Here is a 26,447-nt window from a genome sequence, read left to right as displayed (position 1 = left end):
CCTTCCAGAATTAAAGTCTTTTTAGGTGCCGTTCGGCCAAATCTTTCTTAACATCATCGGTTGCCCTCACTTCCTCGCTGGGCCCAGCGATTATGCTAAAAAGAGGCGCTACAGGAGAATCTCCTATTTTAACTGCCTCAATCTTTAATATATACCAATTCATATCCGCCGGCGTAACTTCATTAAGCCATTTAATGACGCGAATATGTTCTATTTCAAATAACGTGGAAGACTTCCGGTAGCAAGAACCCTATCATCATCCTGACGTAAGCTTCTACGTTTCTGAGGCCAAAGTATAGACGCTCTTTAACATCTTTACCTTCGGTATAGGCGTTGGTGGTCTTATTGTCGAAGTAATTTAAGATTGGCTCACGCCATCTTTTAAGTGTATTTGACACCTTTTGGACTTTATGTATCTGAAGTCTTAGGAATCCCAAAGCTTTATTTAACATCACCTTAAATCGCTTTTACTTGATTTTCATATGTTTTCTCAAATTACTCTGGCTTTTGTAGCTAAGCATCAAAAACAGCCTAGTGGGATTGCAAAGACCTCAATATACTTAAAGATTTCGGAACTAGCTTCCATCCTGATTTTAAACCTGCAATGGTTCACAAAATTCTGCCTTCAAGATCTTAACGAGACTCTCCCTTGCAAAATTTCTTAAAGCAGTTTCATTTATGGTTCAATGACCCACTATTACATTATCATGTGTGTTTTTAACGATCCCATATTCCCCAGTTTTGCAAAGGTTTTTCCCCAGGCACCGGTGGGGAATTTTGTCTGAAACTTACTCCAACTGCTTCATGTTCATGAGCGACTGCCTCATGCGATAGCTTTGTCCGTCGAAGATCAATAGGTAGCTATGGTGTATCAGCCTGTCTATTATCGCTACCGTCATCTGTTCGTCGCAGAATATGTTGCCCCAACGGCTGAACTCAAGGTTCGTAGTTATTATCACGCTTCTTCGTTCGTAGCAGTCGTAAATGACCTGAAACAATAGCTGTACTCCTTCGCGATCCAGCGGTACGTATCCCCATTCGTCGCAGATCAAAAGGTCCAACTTGGAAAGCGCCTTTAAAATCCTTGATATCTCACCTTCCTTCCTGGCTTCCCGTAGCCTATTTACCAACGCGGCTGTGCGGTAGAATTTTACGTTTAGGTCCTTCCTGCAAGTCTCAACCCCTATGGCCGTAGCGAGGTGCGTCTTGTCATTATATAAAGCTTTACATAATTCCCCATACCCGTTCCGCCACCCAAAATCAAGGAGGTGCCGTCTTCTATACACACCATTGCAGGCCTCTTCGCCTTCCTGATAATGGGGGTCTCCAACCATTATGAAGGTGTCAAAAGTGCAGTGTTTCATGGCTTCTTGGATCTTGCTAGCCCGAATAAGCTGTTCCATTTCTCGTTGCCGTTTTTACTCTCGCGATTCACACGATTTCCCACCTCGGCCACAATAATCTGCCGTCTAAAGATTTTTTTCACTGAAATCGACCATCGGAGCCCTCTGTATTTGCACAATGCGATTCCCGGACACTTGGCGCAAAATCGCTGCTGCTCTTCAGCTTGAATGAAATCTCCCATGGAACTGTATAAATCTGACGCCGTTTATAGATGGATTTTTGAAAAATCACCTCACGTACGAAAGAACTTGTTTTGTCATGTCAACTCACCTCCGTATTTTTCAATCATGGCTTCCTGTCGCCTGGCGCCCCACTCTTTCAAGTCGGCCGCCTGTTGTTTTTCACATGGATCTTCAGACGTGAAAACCTCTTGAGCTTCAGACTTGTTCCTTCGCCTCGATGTCTGGTATTTCAAGCTTTCGTAAATGTATTCGAGGGTGAGAACGTGGAGCGGACGGCTCATTTTTTCCGTATCTCGATACCGCCCTTGCGATCTCATGGTTCACGCGGGCGAGGACATGAATTTTCTCAATGGCTTTGAATGTGGAAAAATCCTTGTGGGGGGGTAGTCTCTTTTCTGCCCGTTTTGAGCAGGAAATACTCCACAGTCGCGCGCATTACTTGAGGAGTATCTTCCAGTCCCACTGTCGCTTTAGGAATATATTGCGTCGCTCGGCAATCAATGAGAACATATTCCGAAGAGAGCTGTCGCTTATTTTGTATCGAGGGGTTCACTTCAAATATCTTTCCGACTACATTCGTTTTAAGCTCTCTTGAGTGAAGCGCACGGAACACCCCACATACGCGGCTATTGTTGTCACTTTGGAAAAATATTTTTCCTCACTCATAGACGCAAGGTTGCAAAGACCGGCGTAGACATTTTATCGATAGGTAAAACATCTCTGTCACGAATGACGCACCTGTCTACACACATCCACCAAAAATCACGAGAATCGTTAAGAAGTGTCTAATCTGCCACGGGACTTGCACTATCTCTAATGAAATATCATGTAACTGAGATAATACGGCCAAGAGAAACTCTTAGTGAGTTTAAAATATTTCCTGCGTTCGATCAGTTCTAGCTGTTTAGGCAATTCGAATTTACATTCGGCCTGAGATTCTAGTTTGATGTTGAATCTGAAACTTGGGCCCATATCCACCGGAAATGTAGCTCGATATCCCACTCAAAAAAATCCTGACGCTCGAACTTGCTAATGGTTTTAAAATATTGAGTCTCTACATGTATAAGTGTATAAGTGTGCCCATGGCAACGAAAAAATAAAAAAGTGAAAAATTTTTGAAGTTTTCGGGGTGAACGACATTTAGAAAATTATTTGGCAGGTAAGGGAAGGGTGAAAAGGGGCAGCATCTCTGCTACCCCTTTAAAACTAATTTATAGAGAACTTTTCTTATTTAAGCCCCCAAGCAGAAGCTGCATCTTCACCAAACTTTTCTATGAAATATTCTTGCACAGGTTTTACAGCTTTCTTAAACGCAGCAAGTTCATCCGGTGTCAATTCTGTGATAGTAACTCCTCTGTTTTCAATAAAGTCTTTCTTTATCTCTTTTTCTGCGTTTTCAAGATACTGTCTGCCATACACCTCGGCTTCCTTGGCTTTTTCCAATAAAAGTTTTTGAGTCTTTTCGCTGAATTTAGACCAATCTTTGCTATTGGCCATCAGCCAATAGCCATCGTAACTCCAATTCCACTCGGTTATAAACTTCTGCACTTCATAAATTTTAGCTGAGTCAATTGTCTGATATCCGTTTTCATGACCATCAATAGTCCCCTGCTGAAGTGCGGTAAAGACTTCGCTCCAATTCATAGCAATTGGGTCAGCACCAAATTCACGTAATGTTTTCATGTAGACTTCTCCGCTCGGAACTCTGATCTTCAGCCCTTTAAGGTCTTCTGGTGTTCTGATTTCTTTCTTATTATTAGTAAGCTGACGAAGTCCATTATGAATTCCAGCTAAGTAAACCAATCCTTTTTCTTTCATTAAATTAGTATAGTATTCTCCACCAGTGCTATCCATCTTCGCAATTGCCTCGGCATAACTTGAGAATATAAAAGGAACAGAGTGCGTAAGGAATCGGGCATCAATATTACCAAGAACAGAACCAGAGAACACTGCAAGTTCATAGTTGCCACCAACGATTAAAAGTTCAATGCTTTTCGGCATACTGCCGCCGGCAAGTTGGCAGTTGGGATAGACTCGAATCTTAATTTTACCGTCGCTTGCTTCCTTGACAGCATCAGCAAAGTACTGAGCGGTAATGGCATCTACACCAAGATTTGTTCCAGACGTACTTAGTTTTAGATTCAGCTTTTCATAATCATCGGAACCGCTTTCTTTTGCTTCCACTACCGAATTGCCATAGCAAAGAGCAAACGCAAGAACAAACACACCCACAAGGATAAAAGACATTACTTTTTTCACAATTCTCTCCCCTTTTCTTATGAATATGAATTAGAAACGCTAAAAGCAAATAGTATATTAAAAATCTGGAGTAAAAACTCCATTCCACCCTTGTATTTCAACTTGCATATTTAGTCCCTATTTCTACCGCTTGCTAATCTGACATCACATCAGCAAATTAGGTAAAAACTGCGATATTGCGGGCATATAGGTAACAATAAGCAATGCCAAAACCGATGCCGCCAAGAATGGCAAAGAAGCTTTGGATATCTCTTCGAGAGACACGTCGCCGATTCCACATGCAACATAAAGGCAAACTCCGACAGGCGGCGTAGCATTACCGATTGCCAAGTTCATAACCATGATGACACCGAATGCCAAAGGGTCATATCCCAACTGAATTGCAACTGGCAAAAGAATGGGCGTGAAAATATAAAATGCTGACGTTCCGTCAATAACGCATCCTGCCAAAAGAAGTACGATATTCACTATCAAAAGGAATATTAGGATATTTCCCCCCGCCATATTTACGAGTAGCTCACTTGCCGCAGCTGCAATACCCTCTGTTGTGATGATCCATGCAAACAAACTTGCCGTAGCAGTAATAAACATAACCACAGCGGATTGGACTGCCGATGTAACCAATATTTGATATAAATCTTTAAATTTAACACTCTTATAGACAACGGCTCCAACAATTAAACCATAAACAGCAGATATTGCCGCCGCTTCAGTAGGTGTGCACACTCCTCCATAAATGCCACCTAATATGATGATAGGCATTAAAATTGCCCATATAGCATCCTTAAAAGCAACCCAGCACTGTTTCAGAGGAACTTTAGGTATTCTTTTTATATCTTCTCTCCTTGTCGTTAAAAGACATGAAACAGCAATAAATGCTCCCATAAGAAGCCCAGGAATAATCCCGCCCATAAATAATTTGCTTATGGAAACCCCAGCAATTGAACCGTATATAACAAAAGTAATAGATGGAGGGATAATGAGGCCTATGGCACCTGATGCAGCCATTAAGGCCGAGGCTGTATCTTTTTTGTACCCCACACTAACCATTGCAGGAATGACAATCATACCGAGAGCTGCAACTGTAGCGGGAGCGGATCCTGAAATAGCAGCAAAAAAACAGGAAACAAGAACACATACGATTGCAAGTCCGCCTTTAAGATGACCAACTAGGGCCATGGCAAAATCGATCAATTTCCTGGAAATACCTGCTTTTTCCATAATATTTCCGCCCAAAATAAAGAAAGGAATAGCGAGAAGAACAAACTTGCTACTAGCTGCATAAAAATTAATGGGGATCATATCGAAGCTCATACCCATAGCCATAAGACCCAGTAGACTCGAAATGCCCATAGTAATAGCAATAGGAACATTTATCAACAACATCACTAGGAATGATCCTAACAATATGGTAGCAACCATTAACTACGCCTCCTTCCGCCTTAAAGACTCAAAAATAGCCTGGATAAAACGTAGGGTTAAAAACAACGCTCCTATGGGGACAAAAGAACCGTATATCCATTCCGGCCACTGCAGCGTTATAGAAATCTGTTTTAGTTCGTACTCTTGAATTACCATAAATATTCCCTTGTAAAGAAGTACAAGAGAAAAGATCACGCCTAAAATACTGGCTAAAAGATAAAATCTCCTTTGCCATTTTTCGCTCAGTTTGCCTGTGACTAAGCTCAAACCTAAATGAGCATTACGTTTTACCCCAATAGCAGCTCCAAGTGTGCATAAGAGAACAAACAGCGATGTAGTAATTTCCTCGGTAAATGAAATAGACGAACTAAGGAAATATCTTGAAATTACGTTTATGAATGTGAGCACCAGCATAAAAAACATAACAATTGCTGATAAAACTTCTTCGATGTTATTAAATATCTTTTTCATTTGCGCCCATTCAACTCCTTACAGCCCCACCAGAGAAGCCATTACCTAGGGCAAGGCGGGTTATTTTCCGTGGCACGACCAAGACCAAGCTTGAAAATTTTACTATAAGCCAACTCGCGCCATGCCATAAGCATTACGTAACATCCTAACCTTCGTCAGCTGGAACTACTTTAATACTGTATTCAAAACCAATACTCCTACCAAGGACATCATCTTTCAAACATCCTCTAAACTTTTCCCCGTAAACTAATCCATTCAAAGCTGGAATTGTGCCAGAGAAAATAATGCAATCTTCAAGGCTCGGATAGAGTTTTAAGGCCTCCTCCCGAAGAGTCTCTAGGGATAGTAGAGCGGAAAGTTTTTCCTTTTGATAGACAGATTCTTTGCCATCCATTGTCTGCCATGCAATCAGTTCGAGATCATCCCAGTGATCCTTTATATCTTTATATTTCCAGAGCTTGCTACTCATAGGCTTCTGACAAATAGCTTTCGATTTAACCATGTCTACAGCTTCAAGAGATCTATCTGTATGCTCACTTGTAACGCCTACATATATATTGCCTTCTCTCTCGAGGAAGAAGAATTCAATCTCCCCGCATGTTCTATCGCCTACTACTGTAATTTCATCATCTTGGGTTACAACATTCGGAGAACAAAAAAAATGTTCTGGCATGCTCTTGGGCCCTCTTATGCCGTGCTCGGCCAATTCTGCTGCATGTTTTCTGATTTCATCCTTATTACGCCCGGCCCATCCGAAAAGGCAGCAGTTTCGGATAGCAAACCCCATATGTGTTACTTTTCCGTTTTTGTCTTCAACATCAAACCAGACCTTTTTCATTTTGATTCCTCCAAGTATTTTACTAAAGTTTTATATAGCAAATAGATCGCCCTTATAACTATCTTAAGAGATGAAGGATGTTAAAATTACAAATACTACAGTAAGAGCTTTACCCAAGAACCTCTACTTTATATTCATGAGCTATCTTTCGCTGCAATACTTCATCCTGAAGCTCACATCTAAAAGAATCGCCATAAATAAAACCGTCAAGCAAAGGCACAGTGCCAGAGAACATAATCATATTGTCCATATTGGGGTAAGTCTTGCCCACTTCCTCTATTATTTTTTCAACTCTCAAAATCTCACTGACTTTCCCTTCTTGGTACTTCACTTCTTTGTTGTTGTAAACCTGCCAAGAAACGAGTTTTAAATCATCCCAATGGTCTTTCACATCATCATATAGCCATACTTCATTAGCCAATGGCTTTGCACAAATTTGTTTCGATTTAGCAATGCTCACTGATTCTAAATCTCTATCTGTATGGTCGCTGCCCAGACCTATATATATTTTCCCTCTCTGCAGTATGATGGTAAATTCTGCCTCTCCGCTGGTTCTGTCTCCGAGAACCTGAATATAATCCTCATCCGTTACCAAGAGATCAGCTACTGGATACAACACAGGAATGCTTTCTGGAGCTTTTACACCAAGTTTCTCAAGCTCGCGGATATGTTCCATAGCTTTGGCCTGATTTCTTCCCGCGAATCCTATTGCCAATACTTTGTTAAAATCAATGTGCAGTTCTTTACGTCCTTCTTTGGTGACCAACATAAGATCCATCGTTTTCATGTGTCTAATCTCCCTATAATTTATAAAATTCAGTTTTTCTATCTCTAAAGACGTTAATCCTCTCGCGAATATCTTTAACTATGGAAAAATCTGCCTCCGCCATTACAACTTCTTCATCTTCCCCAGCATGGGCCAGTATTTCCCCCCAAGGGTCTATCAGCATAGAATTACCGCAAAACTTCAAATCATTCGCTGTGCCAACACCATTTACGGCAGCAACAAACATCTGATTTTCGATAGCCCTCGCCATTGCTAGTATTTCCCAATGTTTCAATCTGGGATGGGGCCATTGAGCAGGTATAAATAAAATCTGGATGCCATCCAACGCCAAGGTGCGAACCAGCTCAACAAACCTCATGTCATAACAGATAATCATTCCAGCTTTAATGCCATCTAATTCAAAAGTACAAAGTCTGGAGCCACCCTCGAAATACGTGTGTTCGCCAGAAGGAGAAAAGCCATGAATTTTGTCATATTCGGCTATACATTTCCCATTCCGGTCAAAAACGAAACCAGTGTTATAAACCTTGTCGCCCCGTCTATTAGCAACAGAGCCACCAACTATGTTGACCTTATATTTACTCGCTAGCCCACTTAGCAACTCTTTTGTCGGTTGACCATTCACATCTGCCAAATCTTTCAGGTTCTTTTTTGGGAAAAAACCCACATTCCAAGTTTCTGGCAAACAAATAATATCAGGATTTCCCTTCACAGCCTCACGTATCATCTGTTCAGCTTTTTCCCTGTTCGCAACTGGATTCTCAAATGTTACATCCATCTGTAAAAGGGCTATTTTTTGGATCACGCACGATTCCTCCTTTGTCTGTCCTAACTTGACTGCCACCTTATATTATTGGTAATGTACTCTAGAGCTGCCTTCAAATCTCTTTCTTCCAGCGCTGAAATAAGTAAAGTGTGCTCTTGGATTGAGGGCTCCATTCGTTTACCATATTTGCACGCCCTTAAACCAATGAGAAAAAAACGATCTTGAAGTTGTTCCAGCAATTCACTCATCTTAGGATTATTGTAAATTTTAAAAAAATAGCTATGAAACTGCTGATCCGAAGCCATAAATGCAACTGGATCATTTTGCTCAAAAGCCTTCCTCTGGGAATCAATCATTTCTCGTAATTTCTTAATGTCTTCGGCAGTAATAACATCAATTATTTGTTCAATAACAAATCTCTCAAGAGCCCTTCTAACGTCATATAACTGATTCGCCTCTTCATCTGAAAGCTCTTGCAAATAAATACCCAATTTCGGTACAATTTTGACAAATCCTTCTTTTTCTAAAAGCTTAAGCGCTGATCTGATAGGAGTTCTGCTCATCTTGAGTTCGGACGCTAAACGATTTTCTGAAATCGGCTGATCCCTCGTTAGAATCCCTTTATGTATCATTTCTTTAATCTTCCGATAAGCAATCTCTGACTTACTTGGTAGTTGTTCCACTTTTTTCTCCTTTGCTGTTAAGTAAAATTCCTGTTTGCAACTGGCAAAAGACCAATTGAATATTTATGCTTTTTAAAGATCACTAAGAACTGTGATTTTCAAAACTAAACAACATCGTAAAAACTAGTAACATAAATAGGCATTTTCAAACAATGCCATATTGCCACATTTCCTTCTCATCAGATTTTTCATCTTCAAGATTAAGAAAAATTTTGACACCCGCAATTCACCCATTCTCATGCCAAATCATTAAAAGAATAACGATATCGTAAATGTGCACTATGATGAGTTGGTTTGAACTGATGAGATTTGTTAAGAAAGGAAGGGCAATATTGAGGGATTTGGATCACACGAAGAAAAACTCGCAAGGCTACATCAAGATTCGGTCGTGCCGACGTTTGTAAAATCGAGATCATGAACTTTTCAGAAACCAATTGTAATAGTATTAACTTTAGTTCCTTCAATAATCCAAACAATAATCCAAAACGACATTCCATACGTAATCCCTCATTTTCGAAATCAAAAGAAATACAAGGATATATGTTGGTATCCATACTAATATCCAAGTTGGTATATTAGATAATATAAGGGCTTCTTACTTATTTGTCAATGACAAATTTTCTCAAATATGAGAAATGAAGGCTGATTTCTCTCTGTGCTCTTCTTTCTGCCATCTCTAAATCGCGTCACAGCTGGGGTCTGCCCGCTAGTTGCTGGCGACAGAAAGATTTGATATTTCTTTTTTCCACGGTGATATGCCTCTACAAAGCGGGTGGACATGGTGCATGTGTGAAAGTTATTTTGCGGGGTGGGCGGTGGAAGGGGCAGCATGTTTATATTGACTCAAAACAATAATTTGTGACTCGTAAAAGCCATTTCACGAGCAGCAAAAGTTACGCATGATATCATCTGTAAAATTTAGGATGACACTTCCCCAAATAAACTAGGAAGGGTCATTGCCCTCTGATAGAATAAAGTTATCACAGACCCAAACTATCGAAAGGGTCAACGATGACCCAATATTATATTACCTTGAATGAGGAGGATTGACGTCTCTATTTTCCTGCAATGACGAAAGCTTAAGGGAAGTCATAGAACAATTTATAAATCAGGTACTGGAGCAACAGCGAACTAAAGCAGATCAACGCTAAAGCCTTATGAACGCATGGAAAAGCCAGGGAATGCGCAACGGATACAAAGAAAGAGGGTTAACCACCAGGGTTGGGACCTTGACGTTAAGAGTACCTCAGATAAGAGATGGCATTTTCACTATAGATTATTCGAGCGCTATCAACGAAGCGAAAGGGCGTTAATCGCCACCTTGATGGAGATGGTCGTCAATGGCCTTTCGACCAGAAAGGTCGCCAGGACAACGGAGGAGCTTTGCGGGACACATGCTCAGCATCGACCATATCTAGAGCTTTGCAAAGACCTTGACGTTTCGCTGCAGATCTGGAAAGAGAGGGATTTATCTAAAACCCTTTATCCATTCCTGATGTTAGACGGCATTGTAATAAAGGCAAGAGAAGACGGCAAGGTAAGGCCTTTCAGCTTACTCGTCGCTACAGGAATCAACCAGGAAGGATATAGGGAGATCTTGGGGATGGAGTTAGGAAATAGCGAGACAGAGGAAAGCTGGTCAAAGTTTTTCAAGGACTTAAAGGCAAGGGGGCTTAGGTGAGTCGATATAGTGGTATCCGATAACTTGCAAGTCTGGTCAACGCCGTAGAAAGGCATTTTCAAGGTTCGACCTGGCAGAGGTGTCAGACCCACTTCGCTAGGTCGTTTAACTCGTGTCCCAAGAACATGCAAAAAGACCTAAAGTCGTACCTTGAGGGCGATCTTTGAAGCACCTGACATATCTACGGCACGACACATGCTAAATCTGACGCTTGAAGTGTTTTCTGCCCAAACCTTAGGGCTACAGAGATCCTGGAAGATGGCTTTGACGACGCCGTAACAGTATTAAACCTCCCTGCACGTTACAGGAAGAGGCTTCGGACCACGAACGGACAGGAAAGATTAAACCAGGAAATAAGGCGAAGAGAGGGGGTGATTCGGATATTTCCTAACCGCGAATCGGCACTAAGGCGGGTAAAAGCGTTGTTGATGGAACAGGACGAAGCATGGTCTACGGGTAAGAAGTACTGCGAGATAGATGAATATTGGGAGTGGAAGAAACAGGAACAGGAACAACAGTGTGAGATAGACGAAGTAGCTCTAGTAATGACTGAAGTTTAACCATGATTTTAATCAGAGGGCGATTTTACAGAAAAATAAGGGCTTGACCATTTCATCTCCAATGCAAATGTAGATTAATTATATAAACAAAGCTAAATATTTCGCTATATTTAGAGTCTATTAGAACTTAATAGCTCTAATAGACTCTTCTAGAATTATTATATAAATGTCTTGTATTACAAATATATTCCTGCATTCGGGCCAAGAGGTAGATTAAATAATATAAATATGATAGACAAAGCAGTCCAAAAGAGTAAAAATGCTAAACTAAAAGGTATCATTAATGATATTAAAGTTCCAAGACCCGTATCTTTCTTATATCTTGTCATCATACCTAAGACAATAGCTAGTCCAGATGATAGGGGTGTAATAATATTTGTACAAGAATTACCTACATTGTAAAGAGCCTGGGCAAAAGCAGGGGAATATCCTAATAATGCAAACATCGGAACAAATATCGGAGCAACCATTGCCCATTTTGCAGAAGCTGAAACAACAAAAAGATTAAGAAAGGACATAAAGAGAATAAAAACTATTACTAAAGGTACATCCTTTAAATTAATAGCTTTTATGAACTCTGTTCCTCTAACAGCTATTAAAGTAGCGAGATTTGTATCTTTGAAACATGCAACGAATTGAGACGCGCCAAATACTATAACAATAAATCCTGCCATTGAGGCTACACCTTTTACCATATATTTTGCAACATCTCTATCTTTTTTAATCTTGCCAACGGTTATTCCATATGTAATACCAGGAATTAGAAATAAGAATGTCATCAGCATTACTATACTGTCCATGAAAGGTGATTTAGGTAAGATATTTCCCGTATCAGTGTTCCTAAAAAATGCACCCTGGGGAACTGTTAAAACTAATATTATAACGATATAAATTAATAAAGATATACCAGCGTATTTCAACCCTTTATGTTCAATTGGTTTTAATTCACTCATATCTGCGTCTACATAATAATCGATGTCTTCGTCAACATTAAATACATCGCTTCCTTCAACAATTGGAGCAATTACCTTTTCTGAAACATATACTGCAATAGGAGTCAATAATAAAGCTGATGCGGCAAGAAAATACCAATTCATAGCTATATGGGCAGGATAGTGTTGTGTTATTGGGAGCAATTGCATAACCGATTCTGTAATGCCACATAAAATAGCATCACTACTTCCAAACATAATTGCAGCAGAATGTCCTCCATTTACGCATGCATACGAAGTCGCTATTCCTAAAATAGGATTTCTTCCTTTAGCCGCATATACCACCCCTGCTAATGTTGGTATAAATACAAAAGCAGAATCCCCTATGAGATTTCCATTCATGCTTAAGAATACAACAATGGTAGCTATTAAGGTGTTTGATGCATTCGCAACAAATCGTTTCATAACAGCATTGAATAAGCCAGAATATTCACATACGGCAGTCCCCAAAATTATAACAAGTGCATAACGTAATGCTGGAAAATCAACAAAGTTTTTTGGTATATCCTTTAAAAACCTTCTAACAAAATCAGCTTTTAAAAGACTTTGAGTAATAATTTCATCATCAGTGCCAGGAAGCTTTATAACAATTCCTTGTGTAAAATGAGAAATTATAAATAAAATACCTATAAGTATAATAAATATTGTAAGTGGATGTGGTATTTTATTACCAAGCCTTTCTGCAGATAAAATAACCTTTTGAAACTTGCTGGGTTTTAATACGTTATTTGTAGTTTTCGGATGAACTACTTTATCTAGCACTATAAAAACCCCCTTTTTTAATAATTTGTTTTATCATCCTACTACTACCAAGTTTCTGCTGCTCGCTGAACAATATAATATACATAATATACTTTTACCATCTACTTAAAGATCTTGGATTTCGGAGTAGATATATTAATGTGTTTATCTAATTCTACAATATTATATTTACTTCCTTCCCAGAAACTCTCATCTTCATATTCAAAAGGAATCTTAGCTAAATTAGCGCGTTCTATCATCTTCTCTGCTTCTTCCTCAGCTAAACTAATTATTTTATCTTCATTTACAGTTAATAAAACTCTATTTTCCATAACAATTTCCCCATCTATAATTACCGTATTAACATCTTGACCTGTAACCTCATAAACAGCTCGTATTGGTTCTAACATTTTAGGCACAAGGTGTGGACTATTTAAATCAATGAGAATTATATCAGCCTTTTTGCCAGGGACTAGTGAACCTATAATCGAGTCAAGCCCTAGAGCTTTAGCAGCATCTATTGTAACCATTTTTAATACTTTCCCAGGTGGCAAATAACTTATATCGCTAAAATGTGACCTATGTTCTATCATAGCTACTTTTAATTCCTTAAATAAATCAAAAGTACGATCTGGTGCATTACCATCTGTGGATAAAACAACATTTGCTCCTGCTTCAATTAACTCTGGAACTGGACAACGCTGTTTTATAAATGCACGTGAACTAGGAGATGAAGCAACATGGGTTCCTGTATCTGCCAATATGCTAATTTCTTCAGAATCAATTCCTGTTACATGCGCTAAAACTGTATCAGGGCCAAGTACATCCTTTAGAAATTCATGTGCAAACTTAATATGTCCTGCATATGCATGAGCATTAATTTTTGTATTATATTCTTTAGATAATCTTTTTAGTTTTCTAAATAAACTTTGAACCTCCTCTGTTGAGGCACCCATAGTTCTATCAATACCTGAAGGGCTTACATGCACAAAACTTAAATCACTTTTTTCATGCCACTTTTCTAAAACATATTTAGTAGTCTTAATTGCCTCCTCTAGAGTTAATAAAATCTCTTCAGTGCTATTGTTACGCCATCTTACGAAACGTCTTGGCCATGTTGTCCTACAAGGGCCAATTCCTATAATATTCCTAATTCCTATTTCCCTCATAGCTTCCATATGTTGCTCAGCATATATCGGTTCATCACAACGAGGTGCGGCACCAAGCATCGAATATCCGCAAGTAGTTCCAAACTTTATTCGTTCTGCCCCAGAAAGCAATCCTTCTGCGTACCAAAAAAGATCGGTAGTATTTTCAAAATAAATGTATTCCATAAGTCGTTGCCAGTCTCCTGATTGTAGACAAGTACCAAAACCCTTTGTTAACCCATGACCAGCATGACCGTGAGCATCTATTAATCCAGGCATTATAATATTGTCAAAAGCATCAATTTTTCTCTTAGCTTCAATACCCTCAAATTCTTGCGATTTACCCACCTTAACTATCCTATCTCCAATTATGCCAATGGAACCATTTTTTATAACCGTATTTTTAGGATCCATTGTGATTATGAATCCTCCATTAATTATTAAATCAAACACACTTATCATCCTTTCACTCAAAGAAAAAATCATATTTTTACATAATCCTAATTGTTACTGCAGAATACTATCAACATGTTTGTATACAGATATGCATATAAATAATGCTGTCTTTTGAAACTTGTTAGACTTTAATAACTTCTTTGTAACATCGGCATTAATTCACTTGTGCACATTCTAAAATCCCTCCCTTCTTTTTATGTATGCTCTCGAAAAATCCGAGAATATTTACTTTACCTTAAGAGCTAGCTTTAAAGCTTCACCCTAATTTTGAAATAAGTATTACCGAGATACATGGGAATATTGACCTAATCTACATTAATTTTACGGCATAATTTTTTAATGCATTTCCCTTCAAAATAGTATTGTGTTATCTGATTCTATTTTGATGGTTTTATTATATTTAGAAACTGACAACTCAATAGGGTAGATATTGGTTCATTTTATTCTTAATATCTCGTCTCAAAAATTATTCTTTCGAAGCTTGCTTTATTATGCCATTTTTGTGTTATCCCACACTACAATATATGTTTTTCAAAGTTCATATCATTACACTTCTCAAACTATTCATTACTTTAACAGTAATATCATTTTTAGCTTGTCTCGATTATCGAGACACTGTATCATAAATATAGTACTATAAGTTTATTGCTCATCTATGCTTTTGTCAATAGGACGAGTTGCCTCACCTAAAAATCAAAGTGAAACTATCATCCCCTTAAAGGCATCTGTAAGGGGGAATCGGGGTGAGGATGTCAATGTAGATTCGAAGGGAAATCGTCTATGGGGCAAGTAAAGGATATAACAAGCTATCAAAGAAAGAAAAGGGTAGAAAGCTTGACAACGTTGTAGCTATCACCGGCTACAACCGTGACTATGCGTCACGACTGCTTTCCCAGCATGGCAAGTACATTTACGTTAAAGACAGAGCCGGAAGGCCTTATAAGCTCATCGCCGATGTGAGGAGAAAGAAGAAACGCTCTGAGAAGAAAAAATTGATGCAGAAGTATTTGGGATCCTAAGACAGATATGGGCAATCATGAATTACCCTTGCGGAAAGCGCCGTTTCCCTTGCATGAGTTGGCTCGTGCCGATGCTTGAAGCCTTTGGGGAGATAAAGATAGCCTCCGATGATACGAGGCAGAAGCTACTAGCTATATCTCCTTCGAGCATGGACCGTCTTTTGAAGGACAAGAAGAAAAGGATCGATATCGGAAAAAGAAAGAGCACTAAGCCGGGAAGCCTCCTCAAAAACCAAATAAGCGTGCGCACCTCCGCAGATTGGGAGACGTCCAAGGTGAGATTTATGGAGATGGATTTAGTATCTCACGAAGGAAGGAACCCCAGAGGGCAGTTCGCCTTTACCCCGACCCCTTACTGATGTATTTCCGACTGGACGGAGAATAGGGCCGTGAAAAAATAGGGCACAGAAGTGGACCTTTGAGGCTATAGTTAAAGGTTACCCTTTTCAATTAAGGGCTTGACTTTGATAACGACAATGTTTTCATAAACGCCCACATGCTGCGTTATTGTGAAGAAAAGGAGATAACCTTTACCAGGTCCAGGGTTGGCAACAAAAACGACTGTTGCTACGTGGAACAGAAGAACTGGCAGTAGTAAGACGTACCGTAGGATATGCTCGCTACAATACGGACGATGAAGTGGAGATATTAAACGAGATATACGATGTCTTGAGGTTGTTCGTGAACTTCTTCCAACTTGAAGTACTCGAAGGCATGAATCATGCACCTGTTAAAGACATCCACGTTACATCGGTTGGTAAATTCCATGTATAGGCTGGCAATACCCCAAGACCATTATGAGAAGATACAGCTTTCTTATTTCGCCCGTCCCCTCATCGATGTATATGTACCCCCCTAATCTCATGCCCTTGCTCTCCTGGTTTTGTCTCGTAGGGCCAGTACCGGCTGATGTCTGCTTGGGTAGCCTAAAGCAGCTTACGTAATTGCGCAGGATACTGCGACCGCCGGTATAGCCTTCTGCCTTTATCCTTTCGTAGATGACTTCACAGTTAAATATCCCCTGACTGGTTAGCTTTCCTATGGTCTCCTTATAGGGATCGAGCTTGGAACCTCGCTTGCGCGAAAGGCGACGTTCCGGTATCCCTTCTGCCCTCAAATACTTTCTTACCGTATTTCTTAAAATGACCTGTATTCCTGGCTATTCATGAATGCCCACTTCCTTTGCCCTTAGCTCATATAACATGATCACAGACCCACTCCTTAGCATTTATTTCCCTCCGATCTATTGCTCTTCAGAGGAAGTATCTGCTAGAGGTGGGCCAATTATGCGCCGGCGGTAACAAAAGGACGCATAGTATGGCGTTATCTGCTGCTGACATAGAAATAGACGAAATAAAGCTTGGCCCTCCAGTTTCGCCCGCGATGGTTTACAACGCACCGTTTCCCACGGAAGAGGAAAAAAGGGCCTAACTTCCAAAGATACAGACAAGAGGGTCAAAGAGATAGCCAAAGCCCTCACGCATTTTTAAGAATAATGCACTCCGGTTAGCTGATCTAATAGATTAGACATCAAACTTATCGTTTAAAATAAAAAGGCTTTCTAAAAGCACCTCTGCTCCTGCCACAGCGTGTTCCTCCTTCACGAATTCCTCGGAGCAGTGACTCAAGCCCTTGGCATTGGGGACAAAAATCATGCCTATAGGTGCTATCGAACCCAAATGCATAGCATCATGTCCTGCCCCACTTGGCATTTCCATATACTTGTACCCCAGGCTTAAACAAGCCTCTTTTATAGCAGCTGCAACCATTCTCGAGCATAGAGCAGGTGGAGCATCACTTACACGTTCAAAGGAGATTAAAACACGACGTGCTATGCCTGTTGAAGTGCTTACCTCTTGGAGGTGAGATAAAAACGCGTCGATTTCTTCTATCGAGATACTTCGAACCTCCAAGTCCATAATGCATAAGCCTGGTATTACATTTGGTGAATTGGGGAATAGTTCCACGCGACCAACTGTAGCTACCAAGGGAAAGCGACCGCGCCAATTTAAAGCAATGTCGTAGACTAGCGAAACTACTTGAGAAGCCCCGACCAATGCGTCACTTCGAGCCTCCATTGGAGTAGTCCCAGCGTGGTTTGCTTGCCCTTTTATGGTAATCTTCACACGGCGGATTGCCACAATGCCAGAGACAACTCCTATAGGAATATCAGCTGCATCCAATACTGGCCCTTGTTCTATGTGAAGCTCAAGATATGCAGCAATATCGCCACGTTTCCTTAAAGGAGCACGCAAACTATCGGGGTTACCACCCATTCGTCTTATGGCGTCTTTAAGCATTTCACCGTTGGGATTAGTCCGCGACAGCATCTCCTGGGATAACACTCCAGCCATAGCGCGGCTTCCTACGCAGGAAACGGCGCCATAGTCGCTTACCTCTTCTGATAAGAAGTCCACAACCTCCAAGGGAAATCGTAAAGATTGACCAGAGTGATAAAGATAAGATGCTACCGCCGCACCAGCCAGCACTCCTAAGATCCCGTCATAGCGTCCGCCACCAATGACTGTGTCTGTATGAGAGCCTATCATTATAGGCGGTTTGTCGCGATCAAGTCCTTCTCTGCGTCCAATCAAATTTGCCGCAGCATCAAGTTTTACATCTAAACCAGATGCTTCAAAGTGGCTTTTGAGCCACTCTCTTCCCTTTAAATAAGTTTCTGTGAAGGCACGCCTCGTAAAGGGAGGATCGCTCCGATCAGTGAAGGTGGCCATCTTTTCAATAGTTCTAATTAAAGTTTTACCATCTATTCGACCTGCCAATGTCAGCACCTCTATCACATAAGTTAAAAGATCTAAAAAATTATCCCAGTAATAAGTTTGGAAGCCATGTGACAATCTGTTGGGATATAAAAAGTATAACCAACACTATTATGTTGTACGCCACAAAGGAGCACACCCTCTAAAAATATCCTCGAACGATTCGCGATACGTTATATTTAGGTAGTATTACCCCCTTAATGGCGAATATATTCAAACCTACCAGTGGCATTATCAATCCCATTTCAGTCAAATTCAGCACTATCACGCCAAACCAGATAGGATCATAACCAGGTATTGATGGCGCGGTCTCAAGGCCTGCTTCTTTAGTCGCTTTAATCCATTACTCTTGTAAATCTCGCAATTTCTCTGCGTTTTCCCACTTCGCTACATTTCCACCAGATATGAACGTCACAGAGCAACCGGCAGCCCGCCTACTGTTTCGTTATATACTATTATGGAGAATGCGTTTTCCACGATTTCGCTCGCCTTAAGAGTTCCTCCTTGCACATCCTTGGGCAATTTATTCCAGAAGCCAATATTATAAGTATCGTGCCAGTCTGCAAAGCCACGAATACATCTCCCATGCAACGGAAACTAGAACGGCCCACGCACTTTCTAGGAACCAATATGCCCACTTGTCGCCAGCTCGCCACTTCTGACTCTTTATACCGTCAATACTCTTAATCAGCTTTGTGCTATAAAAGGCACCAGGTAACCCAAGTGTGAAGAGCAAGGGCATCACATTAGCCTTGACGAGCTCCTCTTACAGCTCAGGGATCTCCTCTGGGCTTTATGGTAAAGCCATGCCATATTCTCGAAGTTACTTGGGCCACTTCAGCACCTATACCCTTAAGCATTTCTTGGGAGGAAAGCAATACACCACTCCAAAAGTCCTGCATCTTTATCTTTCCTTCAGTTTACTTCACAATTTCTGGGAACCATACTTCGCTTGAAAATTTAGTTCTCATAACCACCTGGCGGATCGTGATCCAAATATTTAATAGTTATTGTTTTAGTTTCGCGGGTCAATCCTGTAAAGAACAAGAAAGATACGAATACAATTATACATATTACCCTAACAAATAATTTTCTGCTCATGGCCAAATTTCCCATCTTTAATGCAACGCATCACTTCTTGTGAGGCTACTCAAGGAAGCTAAACATATCGCAACTCTCCCTAAATAACACGCCCTACAAATCTTCCCCATCCAGGCTTACTAAACACCTCTTTACCATCATAGATCACTTGCCCACGCACCATAGTAGTTACCACACGCCCCGTCACTTCCATTTCATCGTAAGGACTCCACTTGGCACTGCTATAACTTTTATCGGCACTAAATCTCCACTTGACTCCTGGATCTAACACAACTATGTCTGCATCAGCGCCCACGCGGATAGCTCCTTTTTTGGGATAGAGTCCGAAACGACGTGCAGGTGCTTCGCTAACCAATTGCACAGCCGTTTTAATATTCATACCTCGCTTAACCACACCCTCGCTATAAAGTAACTGTAGGAGCAACTCTACACCAGGGACGCCAGATTCGTTATCAAAAATGTTGGGACAGGTCTTATTTTCTAAAGGCCAGGGAGCGTGGTCGGATGTAACGAAATCTATTTCCCCATTCATAAGTTTTTGCCACAGCCCTTCAACAGTGATGCGGGGTCTCAAGGGAGGATTTATTTTACCGAAAGCTTTGAGCCTCGGCATGTCTTCTTCGGCAAGAACTAGGTAATGGATGCACGTTTCAGCAGTTACATCGAGTCCCCAATTTTTATAACTTCTTACAATATCAAATCCCCTAGGTATGCTAACATGGGCTATATGAACCTTGGCGTTACATGCAAGCGCAAGTTCAAGCAAATGCGCTATAGCAGTCGCCTCAGTCACAGGAGGACGACTGCGACAGTGATCTAATGGTTCACCAGAACCGCAACTTTTTAACTCGTCTACAAAAGCTCTAACCAACTCTTCATTCTCAGCATGAAAACTGGTAACTACTCCGTATTTATTTAGCTCTGAAAAAGCTTTCATTAATTCACGATCTGTTATCCTGGGAAAACGATAAGGGTCAGTCTCATAAGTTGACATCTTGAAGGCGCAGGCACCCTCTTCTACCAATCCTTCTATTTCTTCGGTGCCACTATTTTTAGCGATCGTGCCATAAAGAGCAACATCTACTACGGCTTCATTGTTGACTTCAGATATCTTTTCCTTAAGGCGAAACCGATTTATCACGGGGCCAGCTGCATCGAAAGGCATATCGATTACCGTCGTCACGCCGCCCGAAGCAGCCGCGCGAGTTGTGTTAAAAAGTTTCTCAGGTTTGTCCTTGACACTTGCCGAATGGACATGTGCATCAATAGCACCTGGCAGGATTAATTTGCCCCTCGCGTCCAGAACCTGCTCAGTCAACGGGACTTCTTTTCCAAACCCAATGGCCGCAATTTGGCCTCCGGAAACAGCCACAAACCCGTTTCGTACGATATCAACAGGCGTTACGACATCACCCTTAACAACGAGATCAAATGACATTTTTTGGCACCCTCCTTTTTACAGTCTATGCGCCTAATGTCTCTACTCTGTTAACGATTTCTTTAGCAGCTTCAAATAGAAGTGGTACAAATTCTTCTTCTTTTTCCTCACTGAATCTGTATTCTGGCATACTAATAGTCAGACTTCCGTAAATCTCTCCATGCCGAATAGCTAAAGGAACAGCTATGGCGGTTGCTCCTTCGTCCACCTCACTTGTTGTGGTGACATATCCGAACTCCTTGAGCTTTAAAACCCTCTCTAACACCTCATGAGGATCAGTCCACGTCCTTTCCGTATACCTTTCCAAAGGCTTAGATAATAGGTGAGATCTTATCCTGCTTTCTGGCATGCCTATCAATATTGCAATTCCGGTAGCACCCGCATGGAGAGGGAAATATCGCCCTACTTCTGAGGTCACCTTTACACTACGTGACGTCTCGAGTTTTTCTATACATATCGCCCCGATCTTGCTTTCAACGGCTAGGACTATCGTTTCATCTGTGAGCTCCAAGAGTTTCATCATAGTTGGTCGGGATAAAGCAATTAGGGGATGTCGCGTGAGCGAAGATCTGATTGAGAGCAATCCTAAGCCCAAGCGGTATTTGCCACTGTTATTATCTTTTTCAACCCACTGATTTTTCTCTAAGGTTACAAGGATCCTGTGGACGACGCTTTTATGTAAACCCACTCTCCTGCTGAGCTCAGAGACACCCGCCTCGCCCTCTCCTTGACATAAAGCTTCAAGAACTTTAATAGCTCTCGAAATTGATTGGTTGATATAGCTATCTCTTTCCATCTTTTTCCTCGTCTCAATAATCGAGATACTGTATCATAAACATAACATGACAACTGTATTGCTGATCTCTGCTTTTGTCAAGAGCACGATGGCTCTATTTCAAACAGTGTGGAAAAATTTCTGTGGTAAGAACCCTAGCATCATCTTTCTGACGTAGACCTCTATGTTTCTAAGGCCAAAAGAGATTCGTTTTAGCATCTTCACCTTCGTATTGCACATTTTTGTATAGGCGTTGGTAGTATTGTTGTCGAAGTAATTTAAGATGGGCTCACGCCATCTTTTAAGCGTATTTGCCCACCTTCGGGCTTCAGCGTCGTCAGAGGCCTTTAAGTTTATGATGACTAGCTCCAACTGCCTTAAAGCTTCTTTTTTGTCCCTTGCACTGTAAAGTTTTCTCAAAGCTTCCTTAGCCCAGTAAAAGTCCTTGAGGTTTGGGTATTGGCTTAAAAGCTCGTCTAGCTTTTCTTTTCCGCCTTCGCTTAACCGCTCAAATCCCACGAGGAATATCTTTTTGGGTATCCTTACTTTTCTTTTGTTACGTACGTCTTGTTCTATCCTCCTTGCCTCGTCCATGCGTCTGTTTCCGTCTGCTATGATGTGGAAATGGTCTACGACTACATTGGCTTTGGGGAAAAGCCTTTGAGCCAACTTTCTAAAGCCCTCCTTCATGTCTATGCATACTTCCTTGACCCTTTGGCTTGGGATCTTCTTTAAAAACTCCTCCAGGGTAGAAAGGCGATCGTCCTTTAGTATTCCAAGCACCCTCTTTGCCATTACGTCTGTCACCACTATCACCATGTCCTGATGCCTGAAACTGTGTTCATCTATCCCTAGGTGAAGTTCTTCTAAGTCGTCTATCATTGATCCCGGTAAGTCAGCCATCCTCACGAAGTCCATCAACACCTTTTTAATTTTGCCGTAGGATATGTGAAGAAGCTTTGCCACCTCTTTGAAGCTCATGAACTTTAGCAACCACAGTACCCACATCTCGGCCATATTGGTAAGCCTGCTTTTTGGCCTTAGGATTTCAAGCCTCCAAGTGAAGGTGCGACCACAGGACCTGCACTTCCACCTCTGCAGTCCCCATATTTCAAGATATACCTGGCCCTCCCCCGATTTGCAGGACACGAAGTTAAGGCTATATAATCCAATTTAAAGGGGGAGGTTTCTTTCATGGGAAGTGCGAGGAGACATTACGATGAGGAATTTAAGCGCAACGCAGTAGACTTATGCCATACCAGCGGCAAAAGCATTAGTGAAATAGCTAAAGATCTGGGAATCAGCTGTAGCATGCTCGCAAGATGGAAAAGAGAGCAGGAAGAATATAAAGATAGGGCATTCCCCGGCCTGGGCAAGGCAAGACGGGGAACGGATCTGGAAGAAGAAAACCGTCGCCTAAAGAAGGAATTGGCACTCGTCCAGGAGGAACGGGACATACTAAAAAAAGCTGTAGCCATCTTTTCCAAAGTCCCGAAATGAAATACCGTTTTATCCTGGATAACTCGAAGGTATTTCACGTAAAGACGATGTGTCGTGTCCTGAAAGTATCTCGTAGTAGATATTATTCTTGGCTAAAAAAGCCTTTAAGCCAAAGGCAAATTCAGGAAGAAATCATAAAAGAACGTATAATTTATATCTACAACGAAAGCCGCCGTACCTATGGCAGTCCCAGGATACATAGACAAATGGCAAAAGATGGCATTCACTGTAGCAAAAAGAGGATAGAACGAATAATGAGAAAAGCAGGTTTAAAGGCCGTAGGGAGGCGCAGATTCAAGGTCACGACCGACTCGGGTTCTAATATGTCAGTGGCAAATAACGTCTTAGACAGAAATTTTTTCGCTTACTGTCCGGATGAGAAGTGGGCGGCAGACATAACCTATATCCACACCTACGAAGGATATCTATACCTAGCGGCTGTGATGGACCTTTACTCCAAGAAGATCGTAGGATACTCCATGAAACAGCGGTTGACCCAGGAGCTGGTCGTTGAAGCCATGAATATGGCGATACATGCCCGACGTCCAATGCCAGGGCTGATCGTTCATACCGACAGGGGCAGCCAATATGGCAGCTTTGCTTACAGACAACTGCTAGAAAAGGAAGGATATATATGTTCAATGAGCCGCAAGGGCAATTGTTGGGATAATTCTCCAATGGAGAGCTTCTTTAAGACCTTGAAGGCAGAACTTGTATATCGTCGCAGGTTTAAAACCAGGGCTGAAGCCAGGATCGAAATCTTTGAGTATATTGAGGTATTCTACAACCGTACTAGACTGCATTCTACCCTTGGCTACAAAAGCCCGGAGGAATTCGAGAGAACATATAAAAATCCAATAAAGGTGACTTAGGTTGGTGTCCGCTAAAGCGGGGGAAGTCCAACCCTCTTGCCACAGATAAAAGCATGTAACGCCCTTCTTGGTCTTGCATGGCCGTGTCTGTAAAGGTGCTTTAAGCCGCAATGAGGACAAAACGCCCTTTCCCCTTTGGCCTGAACTTTAATTACTACAAAATCTTCCTCTTTAACTACTTGTATGACCCTTAGACCTTCCAACCCAAGCAAATTAGTGATATCATTTAAATGGCCTTTGGCCATGGTGGTAGGAGCCTCCTTTCTTAATGGGTTTGGTTGGTTCTTACCACCATTATATTTTTTATGTCAAATTTCCACACTAAAGATTATAGAGCCTCCCATTGTTGACATAATTATTTTAATGTGCTATAAAATGAAATTGTTATTATACTCATCAAGACTTCTTTTGACAGTTGAAGCTCTCATCATCATATCGTTACATCTCTTAGACCATTTAAAACAAATGATATAGATATACGCGTCTTTGATCTGATCTACAGACATGGATTATTCGTTGCCAAATCAATAATGGGGCAGAAGGGAGAAAGTGTGAACGCAGGGATTATAATAATTATTAGTTACGGAGTTAATTTTTTATAGGTTAAGAGTGAGGAGTGAGTTATTTAGGCAAGACAAGTTGTAAATTTTATGATTAAAAAGCTTTTTTATAAATTTTAAAATAAAGATACTTTGAGGCTGTTTAAAAATGGTAATTTTTTAGACTTTTTCATCAACGGTTGTTGGAGGAAAAACCTCTTAATAAAGCTTGTTTGATTGAAGCTAAAAAATAATTAAATAGCCTCATTTTTTATATGAATCATTCATAGCTCGGACGAAAATATTCTTATGTTTCAATCTTAAATATACTCAGATGTATCGGATGATATAGAGTAGCTATATCTACTGCATAACTATAAATATGAGGAGATGGGAAACGTGAGAGGGAAATTTAAATTTCAAGACGATTATATCTACAAGATGCCAGTCCATTTTGGAGGATCCGCATTTTATCCTGGAAGACCGGTGTATCGGGATATGTTGGGCATTACCTTAAAATATGAAACCGAACAAGAAGCACTCCTTAAATTCATACCAGAGGATTTTGAACTCCAGGAACCCATAGTTAGCGTTCAGTTTAGCAACTGTCGAGATGTGGATTGGATGTCAGGCGGAGAATATCGGCTTATACAGGTTACTGCACCGGTAAAATATTTAGGAAATACAGAGGGACTTTGTGGTGACTATGCTTTAGTGATATGGGAAAATAAAACCTGTCCCATCATTGGAGGGCGGGAGGAAGATGGTGTCCCAAAGCTTTTTGCTGATATCGCCTCTGAACGTCACGTTGGTGACCATTGGTTCACAGCTGCCAGCTATGAAAGCTATACTTTTCTTAAGATCGATTTTCGAAAAAAGGATGAACTGCATAAGCAAGATATAGAAAAAATAAATGAAAACTCCAAGATCAACTTATTTGGCTGGCGCTACCTGCCCAACCTCGGAAAGGGAGGAGCCGCATTAAGTCATGCCACCCTTTACCCGCAAGAAGTGAAAGTCAAGCAGGCGTGGATTGGAGATGGGAGCGTAGAGTGGACGCAGCTCACTCAGGAGCAGCACCCTTTGCAAAGTCATATTATTAAAGCTTTGGCGGAGCTGCCGTTGATTAAGTATACAAACGCCATGATGATAAAGTGTATGGCACAACTCAACGTCGGCGACTCGAAAATTTTACCCTAATAAATTACAAAAAAGGAGGTGTAGATATGAGCGGGTATTTTGAAAACAAGGTTGCAGTGGTAACCGGTGCAGCATCAGGCATTGGTTTGGGACTCACCGAGCACTTGCTTTCCAAGGGAGCGAAGGCAGTATTTATGGGCGATGTAAAAGAAGAAAACCTCATCAAAGAATCCGAACAATTAAACAAAAAATTTCCCGGGAAGGCTATTGCACAGATCACTGATGTCACCAAATTAGAGCAAGTTGAAAAACTCATCCACGCCGCTAAAGCCTTTGACGGTCATCTTGATTTTGTATTCAACAATGCCGGCATGGGCATGACGCTTCCGACCGAACAAATCACTTTTGAAATATGGAGATTTATCATGGACTTAAATTTTATGGGAGTAGTATACGGCACCTATTCAGCAATACCCATTATGAGGGAACAAGGATTTGGGCACATAGTCAACACTGCTTCTGCTGCCGGGCTTGTTCCTATTCCCTATCAAGCAGTCTATGCCGCCAGCAAGAGCGCGATAATTACAATGACCGAGAGTTTGCAGTATGAGTTAGAAACAGAAGGATTGAACTTCAGCGTAATATGTCCCGGAAATGTCAGAACGGCAATTTTCGGAGATATGACACCGCCGCCCGATTCAATCAGCGTTGATGAGGCAGTTGCCTATATTTTCCAAGAACTTGAAAAAAAATCTCTCATCATAATTTTTCCTGAAATGGTACGGAAACTTGATGAGCTTTATAGAGAAAATCGGCCGGAATTCGATAAGATCATGCGTCAGATTGCTGCTGAACGCCGTGAGAGCTATCGTACCAAGGGAACATATCAGTAAGTA

At 41.0% G+C, this 26,447-nt stretch carries 24 protein-coding genes and 4 pseudogenes; 7 read left to right on the top strand and 21 right to left on the bottom strand.

Features of this window, described 5'->3' with window-relative positions:
* Window positions 1-10: 10 nt before the first annotated feature.
* The 11 genes from AC5SXE_RS03360 to AC5SXE_RS03310 all read right to left on the bottom strand — a co-directional run bounded on the left by AC5SXE_RS03360 (window position 11) and on the right by AC5SXE_RS03310 (window position 8,812).
* Window positions 11-163, bottom strand: coding sequence for a hypothetical protein (locus AC5SXE_RS03360; protein WP_493916602.1), 153 nt, complete (start codon window positions 161-163; stop codon window positions 11-13).
* A 52-nt stretch (window positions 164-215) separates the two neighbouring features.
* Complete coding sequence (locus AC5SXE_RS03355) at window positions 216-452, bottom strand: transposase (protein WP_493916601.1); 237 nt, start codon at window positions 450-452, stop codon at window positions 216-218.
* A 336-nt stretch (window positions 453-788) separates the two neighbouring features.
* Complete coding sequence (locus AC5SXE_RS03350) at window positions 789-1,403, bottom strand: ATP-binding protein (RefSeq protein ID WP_493916600.1); 615 nt, start codon at window positions 1,401-1,403, stop codon at window positions 789-791.
* A gap of 257 nt (window positions 1,404-1,660) precedes the next feature.
* Window positions 1,661-1,867, bottom strand: coding sequence for a hypothetical protein (locus AC5SXE_RS03345; protein WP_493916599.1), 207 nt, complete (start codon window positions 1,865-1,867; stop codon window positions 1,661-1,663).
* A gap of 946 nt (window positions 1,868-2,813) precedes the next feature.
* On the bottom strand, window positions 2,814-3,845 hold the full coding sequence (locus tag AC5SXE_RS03340; RefSeq protein WP_493916598.1) for a DctP family TRAP transporter solute-binding subunit: 1,032 nt from the start codon (window positions 3,843-3,845) through the stop codon (window positions 2,814-2,816).
* Window positions 3,846-3,989: 144 nt separating this feature from the next.
* Window positions 3,990-5,267, bottom strand: coding sequence for a TRAP transporter large permease (locus AC5SXE_RS03335; protein WP_493916597.1), 1,278 nt, complete (start codon window positions 5,265-5,267; stop codon window positions 3,990-3,992).
* 3 nt (window positions 5,268-5,270) lie between these two features.
* On the bottom strand, window positions 5,271-5,738 hold the full coding sequence (locus AC5SXE_RS03330; RefSeq protein WP_493916596.1) for a TRAP transporter small permease: 468 nt from the start codon (window positions 5,736-5,738) through the stop codon (window positions 5,271-5,273).
* 145 nt (window positions 5,739-5,883) lie between these two features.
* The gene (locus AC5SXE_RS03325; protein WP_493916595.1) at window positions 5,884-6,576 is read right to left on the bottom strand and encodes a DUF2848 family protein; all 693 of its coding nucleotides are present in this window, start codon (window positions 6,574-6,576) and stop codon (window positions 5,884-5,886) included.
* 109 nt (window positions 6,577-6,685) lie between these two features.
* A complete protein-coding gene (locus AC5SXE_RS03320) occupies window positions 6,686-7,363 on the bottom strand; it encodes a DUF2848 family protein (RefSeq protein ID WP_493916594.1) in 678 nt (225 codons plus the stop codon).
* A gap of 13 nt (window positions 7,364-7,376) precedes the next feature.
* Window positions 7,377-8,168 carry a carbon-nitrogen family hydrolase gene (locus tag AC5SXE_RS03315; protein WP_493916593.1) on the bottom strand — a complete coding sequence of 264 codons (792 nt, stop codon included), beginning with the start codon at window positions 8,166-8,168 and terminating at the stop codon, window positions 7,377-7,379.
* A gap of 23 nt (window positions 8,169-8,191) precedes the next feature.
* On the bottom strand, window positions 8,192-8,812 hold the full coding sequence (locus AC5SXE_RS03310) for a GntR family transcriptional regulator (RefSeq protein WP_493916592.1): 621 nt from the start codon (window positions 8,810-8,812) through the stop codon (window positions 8,192-8,194).
* 1,157 nt (window positions 8,813-9,969) lie between these two features.
* Between AC5SXE_RS03310 and AC5SXE_RS03305 the strand changes: the two are divergent.
* Both AC5SXE_RS03305 and AC5SXE_RS03300 read left to right on the top strand, forming a co-directional pair.
* Window positions 9,970-10,493 (top strand): annotated as a pseudogene (locus tag AC5SXE_RS03305) (IS256 family transposase).
* A 32-nt stretch (window positions 10,494-10,525) separates the two neighbouring features.
* Window positions 10,526-11,053, top strand: a pseudogene (locus tag AC5SXE_RS03300) (transposase).
* A 176-nt stretch (window positions 11,054-11,229) separates the two neighbouring features.
* On the opposite strand, the gene AC5SXE_RS03295 reads toward AC5SXE_RS03300, so the two are convergent.
* Both AC5SXE_RS03295 and AC5SXE_RS03290 read right to left on the bottom strand, forming a co-directional pair.
* Window positions 11,230-12,807 (bottom strand): AbgT family transporter, encoded by a 1,578-nt coding sequence (locus AC5SXE_RS03295; RefSeq protein WP_493916591.1) that lies wholly within the window; start codon window positions 12,805-12,807, stop codon window positions 11,230-11,232.
* Between the two features lie 101 nt (window positions 12,808-12,908).
* On the bottom strand, window positions 12,909-14,387 hold the full coding sequence (locus AC5SXE_RS03290; RefSeq protein WP_493916590.1) for an amidohydrolase family protein: 1,479 nt from the start codon (window positions 14,385-14,387) through the stop codon (window positions 12,909-12,911).
* Window positions 14,388-15,474: 1,087 nt separating this feature from the next.
* Between AC5SXE_RS03290 and AC5SXE_RS03285 the strand changes: the two genes are divergently transcribed.
* Together AC5SXE_RS03285 and AC5SXE_RS03280 are read left to right on the top strand one after the other, a co-directional pair.
* A complete protein-coding gene (locus AC5SXE_RS03285) occupies window positions 15,475-15,768 on the top strand; it encodes a hypothetical protein (RefSeq protein WP_493916589.1) in 294 nt (97 codons plus the stop codon).
* Window positions 15,769-15,973: 205 nt separating this feature from the next.
* The gene (locus AC5SXE_RS03280; protein ID WP_493916643.1) at window positions 15,974-16,183 is read left to right on the top strand and encodes a hypothetical protein; all 210 of its coding nucleotides are present in this window, start codon (window positions 15,974-15,976) and stop codon (window positions 16,181-16,183) included.
* Here the strand turns inward: AC5SXE_RS03280 and AC5SXE_RS03275 are convergent.
* From AC5SXE_RS03275 to AC5SXE_RS03245, 7 genes and pseudogenes are all read right to left on the bottom strand, one after another.
* Window positions 16,109-16,637 (bottom strand): annotated as a pseudogene (locus tag AC5SXE_RS03275) (transposase); the annotation flags it as partial. The gene AC5SXE_RS03280 and the pseudogene AC5SXE_RS03275 sit on opposite strands and share 75 nt — an antisense overlap.
* 295 nt (window positions 16,638-16,932) lie before the next feature.
* Window positions 16,933-18,189, bottom strand: a complete 1,257-nt coding sequence (gene ertE, locus AC5SXE_RS03270; protein WP_493916588.1) for an N-carbamyl-l-glutamate amidohydrolase ErtE — start codon at window positions 18,187-18,189, stop codon at window positions 16,933-16,935.
* 139 nt (window positions 18,190-18,328) lie between these two features.
* Window positions 18,329-18,466 (bottom strand): hypothetical protein, encoded by a 138-nt coding sequence (locus AC5SXE_RS03265; RefSeq protein ID WP_493916642.1) that lies wholly within the window; start codon window positions 18,464-18,466, stop codon window positions 18,329-18,331.
* Between the two features lie 493 nt (window positions 18,467-18,959).
* Complete coding sequence (locus AC5SXE_RS03260; protein WP_493916587.1) at window positions 18,960-19,088, bottom strand: hypothetical protein; 129 nt, start codon at window positions 19,086-19,088, stop codon at window positions 18,960-18,962.
* Between the two features lie 278 nt (window positions 19,089-19,366).
* Window positions 19,367-20,725, bottom strand: a complete 1,359-nt coding sequence (locus AC5SXE_RS03255; RefSeq protein ID WP_493916586.1) for a dihydroorotase — start codon at window positions 20,723-20,725, stop codon at window positions 19,367-19,369.
* A 25-nt stretch (window positions 20,726-20,750) separates the two neighbouring features.
* Window positions 20,751-21,521: an IclR family transcriptional regulator gene (locus tag AC5SXE_RS03250; protein ID WP_493916585.1), complete on the bottom strand. Its 771-nt coding sequence runs from the start codon at window positions 21,519-21,521 to the stop codon at window positions 20,751-20,753.
* A gap of 99 nt (window positions 21,522-21,620) precedes the next feature.
* Window positions 21,621-22,625, bottom strand: a pseudogene (locus AC5SXE_RS03245) (ISL3 family transposase); the annotation flags it as partial.
* A 69-nt stretch (window positions 22,626-22,694) separates the two neighbouring features.
* On the opposite strand from AC5SXE_RS03245, the gene AC5SXE_RS03240 reads away from it, so the two are divergent.
* A protein-coding gene (locus AC5SXE_RS03240) for an IS3 family transposase (RefSeq protein WP_493916584.1) occupies window positions 22,695-23,872 on the top strand; the annotation gives its coding sequence in 2 pieces (ribosomal slippage) (window positions 22,695-22,971 and window positions 22,971-23,872; 1,179 coding nt in all).
* A gap of 11 nt (window positions 23,873-23,883) precedes the next feature.
* Here AC5SXE_RS03240 and AC5SXE_RS03235 read toward each other — a convergent pair.
* On the bottom strand, window positions 23,884-24,117 hold the full coding sequence (locus tag AC5SXE_RS03235; protein ID WP_493916583.1) for a hypothetical protein: 234 nt from the start codon (window positions 24,115-24,117) through the stop codon (window positions 23,884-23,886).
* A 693-nt stretch (window positions 24,118-24,810) separates the two neighbouring features.
* Between AC5SXE_RS03235 and AC5SXE_RS03230 the strand changes: the two genes are divergently transcribed.
* Together AC5SXE_RS03230 and AC5SXE_RS03225 are read left to right on the top strand one after the other, a co-directional pair.
* The gene (locus AC5SXE_RS03230; protein WP_493916582.1) at window positions 24,811-25,611 is read left to right on the top strand and encodes an acetoacetate decarboxylase family protein; all 801 of its coding nucleotides are present in this window, start codon (window positions 24,811-24,813) and stop codon (window positions 25,609-25,611) included.
* A 26-nt stretch (window positions 25,612-25,637) separates the two neighbouring features.
* Window positions 25,638-26,444, top strand: a complete 807-nt coding sequence (locus AC5SXE_RS03225; RefSeq protein ID WP_493916581.1) for an SDR family NAD(P)-dependent oxidoreductase — start codon at window positions 25,638-25,640, stop codon at window positions 26,442-26,444.
* Window positions 26,445-26,447: the final 3 nt, after the last annotated feature.

This window comes from Acetomicrobium sp. (assembly GCF_059026225.1).
The sequence above is the reverse complement of the archived record's forward strand: the minus strand, read 5'-3'. Positions and strand labels throughout refer to the sequence as shown.

Bases quoted from the DNA above. Each gene is read 5' to 3' on its own strand.
- AC5SXE_RS03360 (WP_493916602.1), bottom strand. From the start codon at position 163: ATGAATTGGTATATATTAAAGATTGAGGCAGTTAAAATAGGAGATTCT.
- AC5SXE_RS03355 (WP_493916601.1), bottom strand. From the start codon at position 452: ATGTTAAATAAAGCTTTGGGATTCCTAAGACTTCAGATACATAAAGTC.
- AC5SXE_RS03350 (WP_493916600.1), bottom strand. From the start codon at position 1,403: ATGGAACAGCTTATTCGGGCTAGCAAGATCCAAGAAGCCATGAAACAC.
- AC5SXE_RS03345 (WP_493916599.1), bottom strand. From the start codon at position 1,867: ATGAGCCGTCCGCTCCACGTTCTCACCCTCGAATACATTTACGAAAGC.
- AC5SXE_RS03335 (WP_493916597.1), bottom strand. From the start codon at position 5,267: ATGGTTGCTACCATATTGTTAGGATCATTCCTAGTGATGTTGTTGATA.
- AC5SXE_RS03330 (WP_493916596.1), bottom strand. From the start codon at position 5,738: ATGAAAAAGATATTTAATAACATCGAAGAAGTTTTATCAGCAATTGTT.
- AC5SXE_RS03325 (WP_493916595.1), bottom strand. From the start codon at position 6,576: ATGAAAAAGGTCTGGTTTGATGTTGAAGACAAAAACGGAAAAGTAACA.
- AC5SXE_RS03320 (WP_493916594.1), bottom strand. From the start codon at position 7,363: ATGAAAACGATGGATCTTATGTTGGTCACCAAAGAAGGACGTAAAGAA.
- AC5SXE_RS03260 (WP_493916587.1), bottom strand. From the start codon at position 19,088: ATGCAGGACTTTTGGAGTGGTGTATTGCTTTCCTCCCAAGAAATGCTT.
- AC5SXE_RS03255 (WP_493916586.1), bottom strand. From the start codon at position 20,725: ATGTCATTTGATCTCGTTGTTAAGGGTGATGTCGTAACGCCTGTTGAT.
- AC5SXE_RS03250 (WP_493916585.1), bottom strand. From the start codon at position 21,521: ATGGAAAGAGATAGCTATATCAACCAATCAATTTCGAGAGCTATTAAA.
- AC5SXE_RS03235 (WP_493916583.1), bottom strand. From the start codon at position 24,117: ATGGCCAAAGGCCATTTAAATGATATCACTAATTTGCTTGGGTTGGAA.
- AC5SXE_RS03225 (WP_493916581.1), top strand. From the start codon at position 25,638: ATGAGCGGGTATTTTGAAAACAAGGTTGCAGTGGTAACCGGTGCAGCA.